The organism is Dyella japonica DSM 16301, assembly GCF_001010355.1.
GTDB classification, from domain to species: Bacteria; Pseudomonadota; Gammaproteobacteria; order Xanthomonadales; family Rhodanobacteraceae; genus Dyella; species Dyella japonica.
The window spans coordinates 74,028-89,453 of the sequence record NZ_JPLA01000001.1; the positions used below are offsets into that span (position 1 = coordinate 74,028).

Annotated in this window: 11 protein-coding genes; all 11 read right to left on the bottom strand. The window is 65.6% G+C overall.

Features of this window, described 5'->3' with window-relative positions:
- Positions 1 to 100: 100 nt before the first annotated feature.
- Entirely contained in the window at positions 101 to 1,771 is a 1,671-nt protein-coding gene (locus Y882_RS00285) for a DUF6519 domain-containing protein (RefSeq protein WP_156171269.1), read from the bottom strand.
- A gap of 10 nt (positions 1,772 to 1,781) precedes the next feature.
- Complete coding sequence (locus tag Y882_RS00290; RefSeq protein ID WP_046969864.1) at positions 1,782 to 4,028, bottom strand: hypothetical protein; 2,247 nt, start codon at positions 4,026 to 4,028, stop codon at positions 1,782 to 1,784.
- A complete protein-coding gene (locus tag Y882_RS00295) occupies positions 4,028 to 7,234 on the bottom strand; it encodes a putative baseplate assembly protein (protein ID WP_046969865.1) in 3,207 nt (1,068 codons plus the stop codon). Before Y882_RS00295 ends, Y882_RS00290 begins: the two co-directional genes overlap by 1 nt.
- A complete protein-coding gene (locus Y882_RS00300; protein ID WP_046969866.1) occupies positions 7,231 to 10,101 on the bottom strand; it encodes a putative baseplate assembly protein in 2,871 nt (956 codons plus the stop codon). The genes Y882_RS00295 and Y882_RS00300 overlap by 4 nt, the downstream gene beginning before the upstream one ends.
- On the bottom strand, positions 10,098 to 10,469 hold the full coding sequence (locus Y882_RS00305; RefSeq protein WP_244466129.1) for a GPW/gp25 family protein: 372 nt from the start codon (positions 10,467 to 10,469) through the stop codon (positions 10,098 to 10,100). Before Y882_RS00305 ends, Y882_RS00300 begins: the two co-directional genes overlap by 4 nt.
- Before the next feature lie 7 nt (positions 10,470 to 10,476).
- Positions 10,477 to 10,800 carry a hypothetical protein gene (locus Y882_RS00310; RefSeq protein ID WP_046969867.1) on the bottom strand — a complete coding sequence of 108 codons (324 nt, stop codon included), beginning with the start codon at positions 10,798 to 10,800 and terminating at the stop codon, positions 10,477 to 10,479.
- A 12-nt stretch (positions 10,801 to 10,812) separates the two neighbouring features.
- On the bottom strand, positions 10,813 to 11,319 hold the full coding sequence (locus tag Y882_RS00315; RefSeq protein WP_046969868.1) for a phage baseplate assembly protein V: 507 nt from the start codon (positions 11,317 to 11,319) through the stop codon (positions 10,813 to 10,815).
- Positions 11,316 to 12,452: a hypothetical protein gene (locus Y882_RS00320; RefSeq protein ID WP_046969869.1), complete on the bottom strand. Its 1,137-nt coding sequence runs from the start codon at positions 12,450 to 12,452 to the stop codon at positions 11,316 to 11,318. The genes Y882_RS00315 and Y882_RS00320 overlap by 4 nt, the downstream gene beginning before the upstream one ends.
- Positions 12,445 to 12,765 (bottom strand): LysM peptidoglycan-binding domain-containing protein, encoded by a 321-nt coding sequence (locus tag Y882_RS00325; protein ID WP_046969870.1) that lies wholly within the window; start codon positions 12,763 to 12,765, stop codon positions 12,445 to 12,447. Before Y882_RS00325 ends, Y882_RS00320 begins: the two co-directional genes overlap by 8 nt.
- Positions 12,766 to 12,834: 69 nt before the next feature.
- Positions 12,835 to 13,491: a hypothetical protein gene (locus Y882_RS00330; RefSeq protein WP_046969947.1), complete on the bottom strand. Its 657-nt coding sequence runs from the start codon at positions 13,489 to 13,491 to the stop codon at positions 12,835 to 12,837.
- Between the two features lie 84 nt (positions 13,492 to 13,575).
- Entirely contained in the window at positions 13,576 to 15,420 is a 1,845-nt protein-coding gene (locus Y882_RS18675) for an eCIS core domain-containing protein (RefSeq protein WP_052949522.1), read from the bottom strand.
- Positions 15,421 to 15,426 lie beyond the last annotated feature (6 nt).

The following is a 15,426-nucleotide window of genomic DNA, read 5'->3' on the forward strand; positions in this document are numbered from 1 at the left end:
TCATCGCGTGCACATGGAGTCACGACCGATGGATCGAACCGCGCCATCGGCGCTTATGGTTTTCGCCGCCCATCCGCCCGCCGCTCCAACTGGCAGGCGACTACTTGGGCGCTTTTTTCCGCGTCGACTTCACCGCACTCTTGGCAGGGGTCTTCGCACTGGCCTTGGTCTTGGCTTTGCTTTTGACCTTGGTCGACGTGTTGGTGACGGCGAGTTCGCTCAGCGGTTTGGCAACGGGCGCCGTCGCGGGACTCGCCGCCGGAGCAGCACCGATCGCCGCCCCGGTGCTGTACGTCGGGCGCTGCAACAGCGCACATAGCGAATCGAAACGGCAACAGCACTCGGTGTACGAGCCGGCAGCCTGACTGATGCCCAGCGTCGCATAGTGGTGCATGCCACGAGACTTCAAGGCGCTGGGCTGGCCGTTGTTCTGGGGCCAGTCGAGGCTGCCATCGCCGGCTACGCGCGCGGGTATCAGCCAATAATCCCCCGTGGCGTAGACACCCCCTGCGGCGAAGGTGACTTCGATACCGTCCTCCAACGCGATCGCCGCACCCTCGATCAGCGGCACGCAGCCCTGCGCATTCACCCCGCTCTTTTGATCCCAGCGACGCATGAGCGGATGTTTCTGCGCGCTGTTGCTGACCGCATAAGCCGTCACCCCGTTGGGCGCAGCGAGGGTCACCAGGTGATGGGGTATATCGATCGCGGTGACCTGCAGCAGGGGGCTGGCCAGCTGGCCCAGCGTGTAGTCGTCGTCGACCAGCTCGACCCAGTCATTGACGGCGAGGCCCAGCCGCTGGTCGCGGCCAAGGCTCGCCACGGTCACGGCAATCAGGGCGCTGCCATCGGCTTGCGCAGTGGTGGCCGTCTGCAATACCGGGAAGATCACCGAGCCATTTTCGCGGGAAAATTTGAACGTGGCGCCACTCGCGCCGCCGACTGTACCTGCCAGGCCACCTTGGTGAACCTCCACGCGATAGAGCTGGTTCTCGCATCCGCGATAGCGAGCATCTGCCGCAATGACGCACGGATCGCTGTCCGACGGAGCCGGCCCCAGCTGGGCCTGCATGAGTGGCCATGCATAAGTGGCGCGGGCGCCCAGCACGCCGCCGATGGTCTGGCACAGATTGCCGCCATTGGCGGCGACCGCGGCAAACGACTGGCGTAGTGCATCGACCTGGGTGAGTTGGTTGTTGATCGCCGCTGATGCGCTGGCATCGTTGCCGGCCGCCTGCAGGCGCAGCTTGAGCGCGGCGGTGATGATGTCCAGCGGGCTGGCATCCAGTCCGAGCAGACGGACCTGCCAGATGGTCTGGGCGCGCGATGCCGTATCCACGCCATCCAGCGCCAGGTCAAGCAGCGACGGTGCCTCGATGGCCGACACATGGCGCTCCCACACATCGACCCATAAGGCGAAACTCGCCGGCGGCTGCGTCCAGCTGCCGGCGATGTCGAGCGGCGTGGGCGCATAGGGTTGGGCGCCCAAGGTGCAGTCGGCATCGTTCTCGCAAAGAATGCCATCGACGTAGAAATGCCCTGCCTTCAGCGGCCACCCCGAAAGACCGCCCTGGCCGGCCGTCACCTGGAAGCCGCTGCCGACGGCCCAGCACGGACCCACCAGGTCACGGATCAGCGTATGCAGTAGATGCAGCTGGATGCCGACCTGCTCGTTCCAATCCGCCTCCAGCAGCACCCTGCCCTGTTGCTGCAGCACGCGTGTCCGGTGTTGGGTCGGATCGAACGTGACGCGTGCGAAGTCACCTTTCATGGTCGATCTCCTAGCTCGCGTAGAGGATGCCGGCGTCGGTATTGGCCGGCACGTATTCCTGCAACCGCAGGGCGAGGTTGGCTTCCCGTTGCGGTTCGTACAGATCGTGATAGACGCCCATCGCCGAGCCATCCGATGCGCCGCTGCGGATCTCCTCGCAGCAGGCATCATGCAGGCGCACATAGTCGGGCCGTGCATAGCGGAGACTGCGCAGCAGCGGCACAACGCGAAGGATCCCTGAGGCGCGCTGAGTCTGCGGTACAGCCGCCGTCGCCAGATCGGGCTGGCAATGGAAGCGTTGAGGCGTGCGTGAGCCTGTCGGCACAAAGCAGAAGCGCATGCAGCCCAGCTGGCGGCGCAATACGCGCACCAGGCTCACGAAGATGCTGTCCTCGGCCAGCTGGATGCTGTGCGCCTGCACTTCGCCGATGACGGTGCAGCGCCGGATGCTGGCGTTCACATAGGCCACGGCCTCGTCGGGCGCGCCGATCGCCACGCGCTCGATGCCAGTCGCATCCAGGACGCTGTCGCACAACTGCAGCAGTGGCGGCTCGCCGCGGCGTGGCGGGCTGATCACGGAAATAGGCCCGATGATGCTGTGCTCCACGCGCAGCGACGCACGCGTGCCATCCAGTGTCACGCTCGGCTCGCCCGGACGCTTGGGATCGCATTCGCATTGCAGCGTCCAGCCAGGCACCAGGGTGCAATGGCGTATCACCAGTTCACACAGGTCCGGCGTTGGCGTGGCGCTTTCGGTGTCGTCACTTTCGGCGTGGACTTCGACGCCGCGACCGATGATCAGCAGTCCGTCCATCAGGAAGCGGCTGCCGGCAGCACCGCTGATGCTGAGCGCATCCTGCTGGTTGGCGCGGACATCGAGCAGGCGCAGCACGGGGCGCGTGCGATCGGCCGCGCGCAGCTGGATCGCTTCGCCAGCGGCCAATTGCAGGTCGAGGCTGCCGTCATACACGCCGCTCTCGGCCAGCTCGATCACCAGGGCACGAAGGCCCGGCGTCGCCGCCTTGGCAGTGGACCACGCGGCCAGCGCATCGCTGATGCTGGCGAAATGCCCTGGCGGGAGATTGCTCTGGATTCCGTCGCTGGTGGGCAGCACCGTATGCACGACGTAGCGCGTGGCGTTTTCCAGCTCAGGCGTGGTGCGCGCGTACTCGCCGCCGCCAAGGTTGGCCGCGAAACCGTACTGATAACTCACCCAGACACCATGCTTGGGGCGCGTATTGGCGGGAAACATCAGGCGGCCACGCTCGGGGTCGACCGCCACGCGCCCTTTTGGAATCTGGTAATGCCAGCCGGACAGGTCCGCCGGCATCAAGGCTTCGCGCGGCACTGGCAGGCCCTGCCCTTTGGATGGCCAATCCGGCGCATAGATGAGCACGCTCTTGCCATCGCCGTAGAGGGCCTCGGACACGCTGGCGTAGTCGGCGAGCGGTCCGCGCTCGGCAAAGCGGTAACGGCGCAAGGGCACCGGCAACTCGCTTTCCTGCGTCACTGTGGTCGCTGCCGCCGGACTCTCGGGGCGCTGAAACAGAGGCGTATCGTTGCCCAATACGCTGAAGGTGTAGCAGTGCGGCCCGATGTCTTCCACGCAATACGCTGCGGTCACCGTCACCGGATAGCTGCGCAGCCGGAACACGAACAAGCCCAGGTCGGGCACGCCATAGCGGCCGCGACGATGATGGCTGCTCATCCGCCTTATATCCACGCTGTGGGCCAGCGGATCGAAGGCGCCATTGGCCCAGCGGATCCGCTGCATCACGCCCGGATCGCGCACATTGGCCATACCGCCGCGGCTTCGATGCTGGTGATCGAGGTGTTGCATCCAACCCAGCAGCCGGTAGAACTCCACGGCCCGCGCGGGCCAGTCCGCGGCATCGCGCGCCAGGTCGTCGAGCAAGGCCAGTGTGCCCTTGCGGCGGCGTGCGTCTATCGTGTTCGCCACATCGGCGCGCGGAGCGAGTACGCGGCCCAGCTTCGCGGCCGGCGCGCCGTCCTCGCCCAGGGCTTGCGCCTCCGGCAACAAGCTGTAGCCGAGCAGGTCGCCGATGTAAGGCACGACCCAGTCATCGCAGGTCTCGATGAACCAGTTGTTGTACAGCCGCGTGATATCCGCCTCCAGCAGATTGACCTGGGTGGTCATGACGCGCAGGAAGTCCCTCAGCGGATAGCCGACCTGCGCGTCGCGCATGCGGTAGACGACAGGCATCAGATCGTAGAGGCGATCGGGGTTCGCGCTCATCACGAGGTCTCCTGCAGCAGCAAGGTGTCCGGCACATCGGCGAGGAAGTACGCAAGCTGGGCGGGCTTCAGCACGCCGTTGGCGTCGTAGCGCGCGCCCAGCACGGGCACAGAGGAGTTCACGCCACCCGTTGTCTGCGCCGCATTTCCTGACGATGACGTCGCCATTGTCGAACTGATGAAACCTACTCCGGCGGCGTTGTCGCCCTTGTCCGCGGTGTCGATGCCGAAGCCGGCCAGGATGGTGGCCTCGTCCAGACTGCCGAACGCATCCACGTCAACCCACGCCACCCCGCGTACGCCCTGCATGCAGGCTACGATTTCGCTGAGATAGATGCTCTGAGCCAGCTCGCGGCGCTCGAAGCCGAAACGCTCAAGCAGGCGCGCCCGCACCAGGGGCTCAACGGCATCCCAGGTGAAGTCGGCAAGCAACCCGATCTTTGCGCTGAGCGTCAACGCAAGCAGTTCGCGCACATTGAGACCGACCGACAGCGACGGATCGCCATAGCGCTGCATGGCCTGCAGCAGGTTTCCGTAGACATCGGAGGTTGCATCGATCGGCACATCGCCGGCACCAGCGATGGTGACCCACACCTGTGCGCCCAACTTCACCGCCGAGGCTTTGCCAATACCGCCAAAGGTGCGGGCGAAATCCGCATAGTCCGTCACGGAGACCAGGCGATCGAGCGCGAGCACGGCCAGCGGCACATTGCGCCGCGCCTGGTCGCGCGTTTCTGCATCCGCGCCGCCAGTCGCCGCCAGCGGATTGATCACGTCTTTCACGCCCAGCGGCTTGGTCGCCAGCAGGCTGATCTGGCCCGCATCGACGTTTCCGGGCGTGCCGATGCCGTTGCGGTAGGTGGCGACAAGATTTTCGACACCCGTAGGCACCCGCGCGCCGTGGACGCCGTCACCGAAAATCACGCTGGTCTTGCCGCCATCATCGGTTGAGGTGACGAAGCTGCGGTCGGCGGGTGCTGCGCCGGCCAGGCTTTCCACTTCGTGCCACTGCATGCCGTTGACGATCACCTTCAACGTGCTCTGCACGCCATCGACGGTCGGTGCGGAGACAAACGTCAGCGGCGCCTGTTTCAGCGCAAAGCTCGGCATCGCGACCGAGCCGTCGCCGTTGCCAAGCACTTCGTTGCGCGTCTCGCCGTTGGTGGCGTGGACCACGTTGGCATAGATGCTCACCGTGTTCCTCACGTACTGGTACGCCAGGCCCTTGTTGGCGAACACCAGGGTGCTGTGCACGGTATCGCCGGGAAGTTGGCTGCTGGCGCCCTGCTCGACGCCGGCGATCATCACCAGTTCGGCCGCGGTGACCGGGTTGGCGCCCGGTACATCGGCGCGCTGGCCCTGCACGATCACCCAGCGCCCCGCCTTGAAGCCATCGATGGCGCCGTCCAGCGTGAGTCGCGTGGCGCTGTCCGTCGGAACATTGGCTGGAACGACATTGCCGACCAGATCATTGATCGGTACGTCGGCCGGATTCAGCGCCTCGCTCTGCGCATAGACCTGGGTGCCGCGCAGCGTGGAGCTGTCGGTGTCATGGGAGATGTCCCACAGGGCCGTACCGGTATCGTTGGCGAGGGCGAGCGCCGTGGTCTTGCCGCTCATGCCGTAGTCGGTGCGTGGGTGCACTTTCACGTTGCGCACCCTGGCCACCACGGGCAGCGAGCCCGGATCATCGCTGGGCTTGCGGATCACCACGTAGCTATCTGCCTCGATGCTGTCGTAGGCGTTGTCCAGCTGCAGCACATCGGCGAGTTCGTGCTGGGTCGACGGCTTCCAATCCGGTGCGGGACCGGGCACGTATGGCAAGTCCTTCTTGGTCGCCGGGTTCTGATTGGCCTGCAGGCCGGTGGGCACGACGGCGTTGTAGCCAAACAGGCAGGCTGGCGTACGCAGGACATAGATGCCCGACAGCGCTGGCGACGGCGCACTCTGTGGCACGCCCGCCCAGCCAGCATAGAAGCTGCCGACCAGCCGGGCTTCGAAGTTGAGCAGCAATTGCGGCCGCGCGTCGCTGGCTGGCGCCAATGCGATTGCCGCACTTCGCGGCAGACGCAGACTGTTGACGGGCTGCACCTGGGGCGGCAGCTTCAAGGCCTGGTACAGCACGTTGATCAGCGTTCCGTACGTCGGCGATGGCGGTGGCGAATGCGTGCCGAACGCGTCATTCACCGCTTGCGTGAACGTAGCGACAGGCGGCGGCCCCGGAGGCGGCTGATCGTCCCCGAAGATCGCATGGGTCACCAGCTCGTGGTAACTCCCGCGGTTGTCGCCGCCGAGCAGGAGCATGCGGCGCACCCAGGTGATCGCGCTTTCCCACGTCGCATAGTTGGGATCGGATGTATACGCAGCCAAGCCGTCCAGCGCGATACCGGCCGCATCGATGATGGCCGTGGTGGCCGGATCAAGGGCCTGCAACGTGACCTTGGTGAGCTGGCTGGCCTGCTGCGGCTCCGCTGTCTTGACCACGCGCAAGGCTTGTTCGCCCGTGGCGAGGTCGCCGAACAGGAACAACAAACGATCGCCCTGCTTCAGATGCTGGTCGGTTCCGGTGATCCACAGCTGGTCCATGCTCGATATCACCGACACCGGAATGCTCTGCGTCGCCGCCGAGGCCGGTGCGCGGGCGCGGATGTCCTGCGGCCGGCTGAGGCGCGGCAGCAAGGCATTCCAATCGCTGCTTGCATCCAGTGCCTCGGCCGTTTCAAAGGTCTGCATCTGCTCGCCCGGCGCAGGCACCGACTGCGCCTTGGAGCCGGCGGGGATGGTGACCGGACCAGAGTTGCTATTGAGCGTATAGGCAAGATAAACACTCGCCGACACGCCTGGACGCAGCCGATAGTCGACCAGACGGCCCAGCTGCAACACCGAGCATCGCTCTGTCGCCGTGCGCAGATAGCCTTCGTTGGCGATGCGTTCCTGGTAGAAGCTGATGACATCCGCACCGATCGCCCACGCATCCAGCAAGGCCATCGAGGCGTCGCCGGGATCGCGCGTGCGCAGACCTTGCAGCGCAGGCAGGACAGCCGAGCTCAGGTCGATCTGCATCGTCGCCATGAAGTCGGCATAGGTGCCGACGCGGTAGCTCAGCGCATGCAAACCGGGACGGTTGTACAGCGGCAGCGGCGTGCGTGCCGGCTCGCCGCACCCGCAGGCACAGGCATGTTGACCACAGGCGCTGCAGCAGCTCATCGGCCACCTCGCATGGTGAAGGTAATGCTGCCGTGATCCGGATGGTCCGGATCGTTGTCGACTTGCGCGATTTCCATGCCCGCCAGATGCAATTCACCATCGGCTGGCACGTCGCCGGGCTGGCCGCCGTCCGCGCGCGTCAGGGTGATCACTTCCACGTGCGCCACGCCGGTGACCGCCTGCGCTTCGGCGAGCAAGGCACTTAGCAGCACGGGCTCGCCGAGCATCAGCCGATCCGGATGGAAGAATCCCGGCTGTCCGTCACTGCGAAGGCCGGCGCGGAAGCGATTGATCAGTTCGGCCTTGACGTGTGCCTGCAGGAAATCAGGCAAGACGCAGATCGACAGTTCGATGGTCAGCGGCACGTAGCGGGCGCCCAACACGGCCAGGTCGTGACCGATACGGCGATAAGGCCACAGCGCACGCTTGATCCCAACCGCCATCGCAGGATCGAGCACTTCCGTGCCCAGCGGATCGATCACCACATCCGCCTCGAACCAGCTGCCGGTCCAGGCGAGTTGGCAGGCGGCATCCTGCACGCCCGGCTGCTGGTCGGCAAACTGCGTGTAGTCGTCGGCGACGATCGCACGCAACGGTCTAGCGCGGAACGCGCCTGGCGCATATTGCTTCACTTCGCCCAGGGTTTCGGGAGCGGTGCCGCCGGCTGCCGCCAAGGGATTGCGTGGCACCACGCCTGATGGCGCCACGCCCGACTTCAGCGCAAACCAGACGATGCTGTCCCGGCCGACATTGCCTGCCGGCCCATTGCCGACGCGCACCAGTGCGCGGAAGAAATCGCCCGCGTCGGGCCGCTGCCCCAGTACGCCGTCGCCGAAGCGCAAGTGAGCGTCGCCGTCGTCATCCATCTCGACCACGTAGTGACGATCATCGGGACCGCTCGCCAGCAGATCCCGCTGCGCCTGCCACCCATAGGCATCCGCTGGTACGCCATCGACAAGCACCTCGGCCAGCGGGCCACCATAGACGCGCAACTGCGGCAACGCCTGGCGCGGGTCGCGCGCGAGCAGCTGGCACACCGGCGCATTCGGACCGGCAGGCAGCGGCTCGGCCCAGGTCAGCGGCGAGCCTTGCACGGTGTGGCCGGTATCACTCGGTGGCCGGGTCACGTCCTGCACGGCGCCCTCGCAGGTGCAACAGCCGTAGTGCGTGGCGCCGGGAATCAGCCAGCAGTCTTCGGTGAGTGTGCCGCACCGCGCGCAGGCATCCGGCACGGCGGCCAGTGCGGTATCCAGCCCCGGATAAGTCGAATCGTCCGCGCTGCCCGGCGGAACACAGAGCGCAGCGCACTGGCATTGCCCGGGTGCATGGTCGCCATGATCGACCAGCAGCACATTGCCGCGGGCCAGACTGACGTCGTGGACCCACGAACAATCCGGCGCCGGCATGCGCACGGACAGGCACAGGTCGAACGGCAAGGCATCGCAGCTGTCCCAGCTCACCTGCAGCAACAGCGTGCCATCGAGCGGATCGACCAGCTCCTGCACGGCGGTCAAGCGCACGGCATGACGATGCAAGGGATTCGCATCAGATGGATTGCCGGTGGCCGGACCCAGCACCTCTTCGAAGATCAGTAGATCGCCGACCTGCAACTTCAGTGCTCGCTGTGGCGCCGCGACCATCGCAACGCTACCGGAATCCTTGGGTGCCGCAGCTGCCACGGGCGCGACCGTCGCTGGCTGCCCATCAGACGAGGGCACGCCGGCTGGCGTCGGTGGCGCAGCGGGCGAAGGTGCAGGCACGGGTGGGCTGGACGGTGGCGGCAGCGCCGGCAGCGGTATCGATGAAGCATCGATCAGCACAGCCTGCGTGCTGCCCTTGGGCAGGCAGCACAACTCGCCACCCCAGGTGTAGAAGCGCATCGCGCTTTGCGCTGCCACGACGGTGATGGTGTCCTCGCCATCCAGTGCCATCGCCTCGAACACCATCGCGCCATTCGCCCGGGCGGCGGCCAGTTGCGTCGCATCGATGGCGCCGGCCGTGACACTGCCCTGCCCTGGCGGTGGCGCGAGCAGCAACAGGTTGTCCAACGCCAGGGTTGCCTCACCCGCTGCCAGCGACAGCGTCACCAAAGCTCTTGCATTGCAACCTTCGTGCATCCGGTAATCCACCAGACGCGCATGACGCCGCACCGAGATGCGACGCCTGGCGGTCTGCAGATAAGCCTCGGTGGCCACAGCATCCTGGTAGTAGCACAGGTAGTCGGCCACATAAGCCATCACCTCGACCATGGCGATGCCGATATCCGGCACATGGCGCTCCTGCCACGCCGGGATATTCAGCGCCATGCGATCCAGGAACAGTTGCCGGAAGCTCTGATAGTCACGCGCGAGGTAGTTGATCTCGGGCAACGGTATGGCTGGCTCCACGCATGGCGTTTGGGCGGCGCAATCCAGATCCCTGCCGCAGCCGAGGCGGAAGCGCAGTTCCGCGCAGGCATAGCGTGGATCGAAGCCGGGATAGGCGATCCAGCTTGCCGCATCCGCACCGGAGGCCGCATCCACCAGGCACAGGCAATACACACTGAAGTCGCCTTCGCGGTCCAGCACGACGCGCAGGCACACATCGTCGTGCATGTCGGGCTCGCTTTCCTCGCTGACGCTCAGGGCGTGCAGACCGACGATGCGGTCGCCGCCACTCACCCGTACATTGGCGACGCCAATATCCGCCGGCACGTCGCCGAATAAATGCACGCATAGGGTGACGCCATCATCCCCGACTTCGACGTAGTCGATGCCATTGAGATTTCCACCAAGGCGCACACGCTCACGCCGTGCATCCTCGGCGCACACCGGCAGCGATCGGCAACCGATGGGCGCGCGGCCTTCGGTGGATTCCACGGCGCTCATGACGCGCTCCGTGTATACGTGGCGCTGCGCGCGTCGCCTGTGGCGAGCACCACATAACTCAGCTCGACGGTCAGCGTGGCATCCGCGCTGGTGACTTCAAGCGTGTTAACCGTGATCACATCACCCAGGTAGCGCTGCAGCGCCGCCTGCAAGGCGAACTGCAAGGCGGCCGCCACCTCGGGACTATTGGGTGCGAACACCATCTGCAGCAGGCCGCTGCCGAAATCCGGGCGATTGACGCGCTCACCGGGGCTGGTGAACAGCAACTGCTCGATCATCTCCCTGACATGATCATCGTAGACCGCCGTTGCCGTGCGCCCGTGCCGGTCGAAGTGATAGGGGAAGTCGATGTAGATGGGCGTGACCATGGCCGCCTCACATCGCGCTTGCGCGCATCTGGCAGGCGACGATCAGCAGCGGCGTGCCGGTGGGCGCGCAGATCGCCTGGCTGTCCTGGCACAGCAGTGGCTGTCCGTTCGAGGTGACGCGTGTCGCCGAGCTCACGAACTGCGCGGTCACGCACGGCCCGTTCGCCGCGGGCGGCGGTGGCAGCGCGCAGCCGGCCACCATCCACGGACCGGTGATCGCCACGGTCGGCTGACCGCTGACGAGTACGCGTGGATTGGGCACCGTCGCCTGCGCCTGGCCGGCATGCGAGCAGAGGACGCTGGCGCCAATATGAAGCAGAAAGCCGGGCATCACGCATCTCTCCTAAGTGACGACGAGCGCGCCGTTGTTGATGGTGACGGTGGGGCCGGTGAGCACGATGGAGGCGCCCTTGCCGTTGGAAATGGTGATGCCGATGTCGTTGACCAGGATCATTGCGCCGGTCGTGCTGGTCAGCATGATCCCGCCCGTGGGTCCTGGCAGATCGCTGATGGCCAGGATGTTCTGCAGCGCCGATGCCAGCACGATGCTGGGGCTCGCCGGATTCCCCGCGAGCGCGAGCGCCGGCACCTCGGCGGCGCTGCCCCAGAAGCCGCCAGTCCACACCGGATAGTCAGGATCACCCTGCTCGAACTCGACCCACACGCCAGCGCCAATCTGCGGCACCACGAAGGTTCCGCTGGCCTTGCCGGCGATGGGCACGCAAGGCATCGCCCAGCTCGACGGCAGCAGGCCGGAGACATCCGGCACCATCACCTGGATGCGGGCCATCTGCTCCGGATCGACGTTCTGCAAAACCGTACCCCGGTACTTTCCGTAGTACTTGGTCATGGCGGCACCAGCGGCAAGGTGGAGATAAGTCCTTTGCGCGACAAGCTGAAACTCTGCTTGTACTCGCCTCGCTTGATCGTGTGCCGCACTTCGCTCACGTAGTGCAGCCCGTCAAACGCGGGCCCGACGCCGCGCACGCCGACCAGCTGGCGCGACTTGAGCACGCGCCCGTAGCGCGTGACGTCGAGCGAGCCATGCCCTGTGACGGTGTCGCCCGATTTGGCCGCCTCCGCCATGCCGAGCAGGAGCGCCCGCACCGGCGAGTACTTGGCGGTCTCGGGCAATGGACGGGTCTTCTGCGGTGGCGGGTCGATCAGGCCCAGCGGCGGATTGAGCGGCCCCACGTCGGGAATCGGCAGCGGGAGCGGCACCTTGGTCTGCAAGTTCTGCAGATAGACGATCGGCAAGGTGCGCGCATTGCCGTCGTAACTGAAACTGAGACTCTCGACATTGCCGATCGCATCCATGTCGCCGTTGAGCGCAGGCTGCGGCACGCCCACCTTGATCTTCGGCCCCCAGTACGCGGTGGTCATACCGGGCGCCGGGCCCGGATCGAGGTAGAACACATAGCCCACGCGCGATGCCAGAAGCCGGATGTACTCCAGATCGGTGCCTTGCTGTGTGGGGATATGCTCGGTGGGAATGGGCACATCGATGGCGACGCTTGGTATCACCAGCGGCACGATGCCCAGGAACGCGTACTTGGCCAGCAACAGCACCACGATGGCCTCGGCGGGCATGGCCGGATACGGCAGGCCATCGAGCCCCGAGAACTCCAGCTTCTGCATCACCGTGGTGAGATCGTCGCCACTCACCTGCAATTTGGCGTGACGCTGATCCGCGCCGGGCATCACCTGGGTCTTGGTGACCACGCCGTCGATCAGCACCTGCGGCATGCCATTGACCGTCACCACCACGATGACCCGCAACAGCGGCACCACGCCGCCGCCACTGAGCAGGAACAAGGTGTGCAGCGGCGATTGCACGCTGAGGGTGAATTCCAGCGTAAACGCACCCGCGGCCTCGTCCGGCTGCACCACTTCGACCTGGGTGAGCGCATCGAGCACGACCTGCGGCACCGGCACCGGTACTACCGGTCCTACCAGCAAGGTCAGGTGCACGCCCTTAAGCATGGGGTACTCCCGGGATGCCTTCGGGCAAGGTGATGGCGAGGCGCCGCCCGATGGTTTCGGTCAGCTCGTCCGGTCGCAGCGCGCGATTGGCATCGCACAGGCGCCAGAACTGTTCGGGATCGCCCAGGTAGTGGCCAGCGATATTGTCCAGTCGTTCGCCCTGCACCGCGCGATGCCACTGCAACAGGGAAAACTTTTCAGGCGCCGGCACCCAACGTCGCCTCAGATACGTCACCGGCGTGCCGTCGGCGCGCACAAACGTGCCCGTTGGCGTGAGCGCGTAACGACTGGTTGCTGGAAAGTTCGCAGCCATAAGTCCATCCGTCTTCCGCTTGCGTGGGAACACCACTCGTTCCAACTTGACCAACCACCACCTCTACCCTCACGGCACCCCGGTCAGGCCCAGCGCCGATAACTGACCCGCCGCCATGCCGGCCAGCCGCTCCTTCTGCTGCAGATAACTCATGAACAAGCCTTCCGCCTTGTGGCCGGTGGGCACGTCGTTCACCGACAACACGCGCATGCCCAGACTCACCTTCGCGCGTATCGGATTGAGTGAGGTGTCGAACGCCTCTTCGGTGATGCTCAGCTCCGTCACCCTTACCGGCAGGATGCGCGACCGGCTCCACACGAACAGCGCCAACGGCGTTTCCATCGGAATGATTTCCAGCGTGCCGATCTGCGCGAGCGTGTCGTTCAAGCTCAGCTGTGAGCTCGTCGGGTAGATCAAGGTTTCCAGCGCGGCGAGCTGGGAGAAGATGCCCGACTGCGTCGTCGTGCTGTTCTGGTCGGGAAACTCCAGCTGGTCCGTGGCGTCGATTTCCGCCTCGAGCTTGATCGACTCCACCGGCGGCCCCTTGAGCCGCAACACCTCGGAGCGGTCGCCACCGTCGGCGCTGATCGACTGCACCTGCAGCGTGCGCGTGATCGCATCGGGGTTGTACTGCAGCGCGATCACCCGCAGCAGCGCGGAGCTGTCCGGATCGATCAGCACGATGCCACCCTTGAGGATGCGCGGCGAGCCGGGGAAGCTGCTCACGACCGCCACCTCTCAATGTCGATGGTCGCCGTAGCATGCGAGCCGGTGATGGAGATTTCGATGATGATGCACATCGCCATGTCCCTAAGGCTTCTTCTTGCACACGGTGGCCTTCACCGTGCCGCCGTTGGCGCTCGCCGCGGCGTTGGACTGGTCAATGGTGAATCCGACGCAATCGGTCTTTTGCTCTGAGTAGCTCCGGATGCTGGTGCTGAAGGCGTCGGCAGCACTGAAGTACGTCGTCATGGCGCCCTTGAACGCGTTTTCGGTCATCCCCTTTCTGCCGGTGAAGGTGGGGAAGCGATGCGTCTCGAGGAAATCCTGGAAATCGACGCCGTGCTGACCTTCGTGGAATCCGAGCGAGGTGGTGCCGGCTGTCTTGTCGTCAACCGTGGTGCCGCGGCCGTAGCCGCTGGTTCCGCTCGCAGTGGCGCCCGGTCCGTAGGTCGTGCGGATGGTCGCCTCCGCCGGGCCAGGTCCGGTGAAGGTATCGATCTTGCCCTGCTTGCTGGTGAAGTGGATCCCGCCATGGGCGATGTCGATGGTAGTTTCGGCAGCGCCGGTCTTGGCGACGTCGGTGGTGGTGGTATCGGGCAGGAAGGTCACCACGACATTACCGACGGTGAAGTTGGTCGAACCGTCGGCACGCGCCTTGGTGCCGTAAGGCTGCGGCGAGGTGATGCCGGCGACTTGCTTGAAGCGCGGCCTTTCAGTCTTCTCCCCCAACACCTGTTCGCGGCAATAGTCGGCATTGTCTTCGCCCATGATGCGCGTGCACTCGAGCAGCTCGGTGGACTCGCGATAGGACAGCATGCCGTCGTGCCGGCGCCGCTCCTCGCCGCCCTGGCCACCGCCCAGGTCGGGCACGCGACGCAGAAAACCACGGCTGGCAGGGCTCGGCGCAAAGGCGCCTGGCATGCTCGCCGGCGGCACGAACCCTGGCTGCCGATCAATCATCGGCCATCGGTCTGCACCACCGCCTTCGACGATATGCGAGGCCACGCGGTCCGCCTCCTGTTCCAGCGGATCATCGACCGCGCCGATTTCCAGCTTGGCCTGCGCATTGACCGGCGCGCCCTCGCTGCCACCCTGCTGGCCGGCCATCGCCAGTGCGCGATTGGCGATGTCCTGCGTATCGGGTTCGACATTGGCCTGACCGGGCTCGTCGCAGAACGTGAACGTGCAGACGGCTGCGGACCTGCTGCCAACCAGCACACAGGCGCAGGTCTTGCCGTTTTCGCATTTGTAGATGCATACGCCGGGCGATACCGCGCCCGGCAGATTCGATGTCTTGGCGGAGTAGCAGTCGATCAGGCGACAGATGGACCCGCCGTACGCATACGGCGCCGGGCATGGCACGCCTTGCTCGCGGCAGCGCGTGATGACACCGGGAAACGGCGCCCGGCGCAGCTGCGCTGGGGCGGCGCTGCTTATGCCCATCGCGGGTTGGCCGCCGTGCTCGGCTGACGGGTGCAGTCCAGGGCGCTGCTGCAACACATGGGTCAGCTCGTGCGCGAGCAACAATTGTCCTGCTCGCGACGCCGGATCGTACTGCGACCTTCCAAACACAATGTGTTCGCCGACCGTATACGCGCGAGCCTCGACCGTCCGTGCCGACGCTTCCGCCCGCGCGTCCGCATGCACCCGCACCTGGCTCAGGTCATGGCCAAAGCGCGATTCAAAGTAGCCACGGACGCCGCTGGCCAGTGGCTGGCCGCCTTCGTTCAGTGCGGCGTGCACGTCCGGACCAGCCACGGCAACGTCGGCGCGGCCGCTGGGCTTGCGCTGCAGCTGCTGCTTCTTCTTGCACTGGTCGCATTCGCCCCCGCCGGCCTTCGCGCCGCAGGCGCATTTGCGCTGAAGCAGGTGAGCGCCGGCGGCGGATGGGCTGAAGGCCTTGCGCACGTGATTGAGCAGCTGCTGGGTCATCGTCAA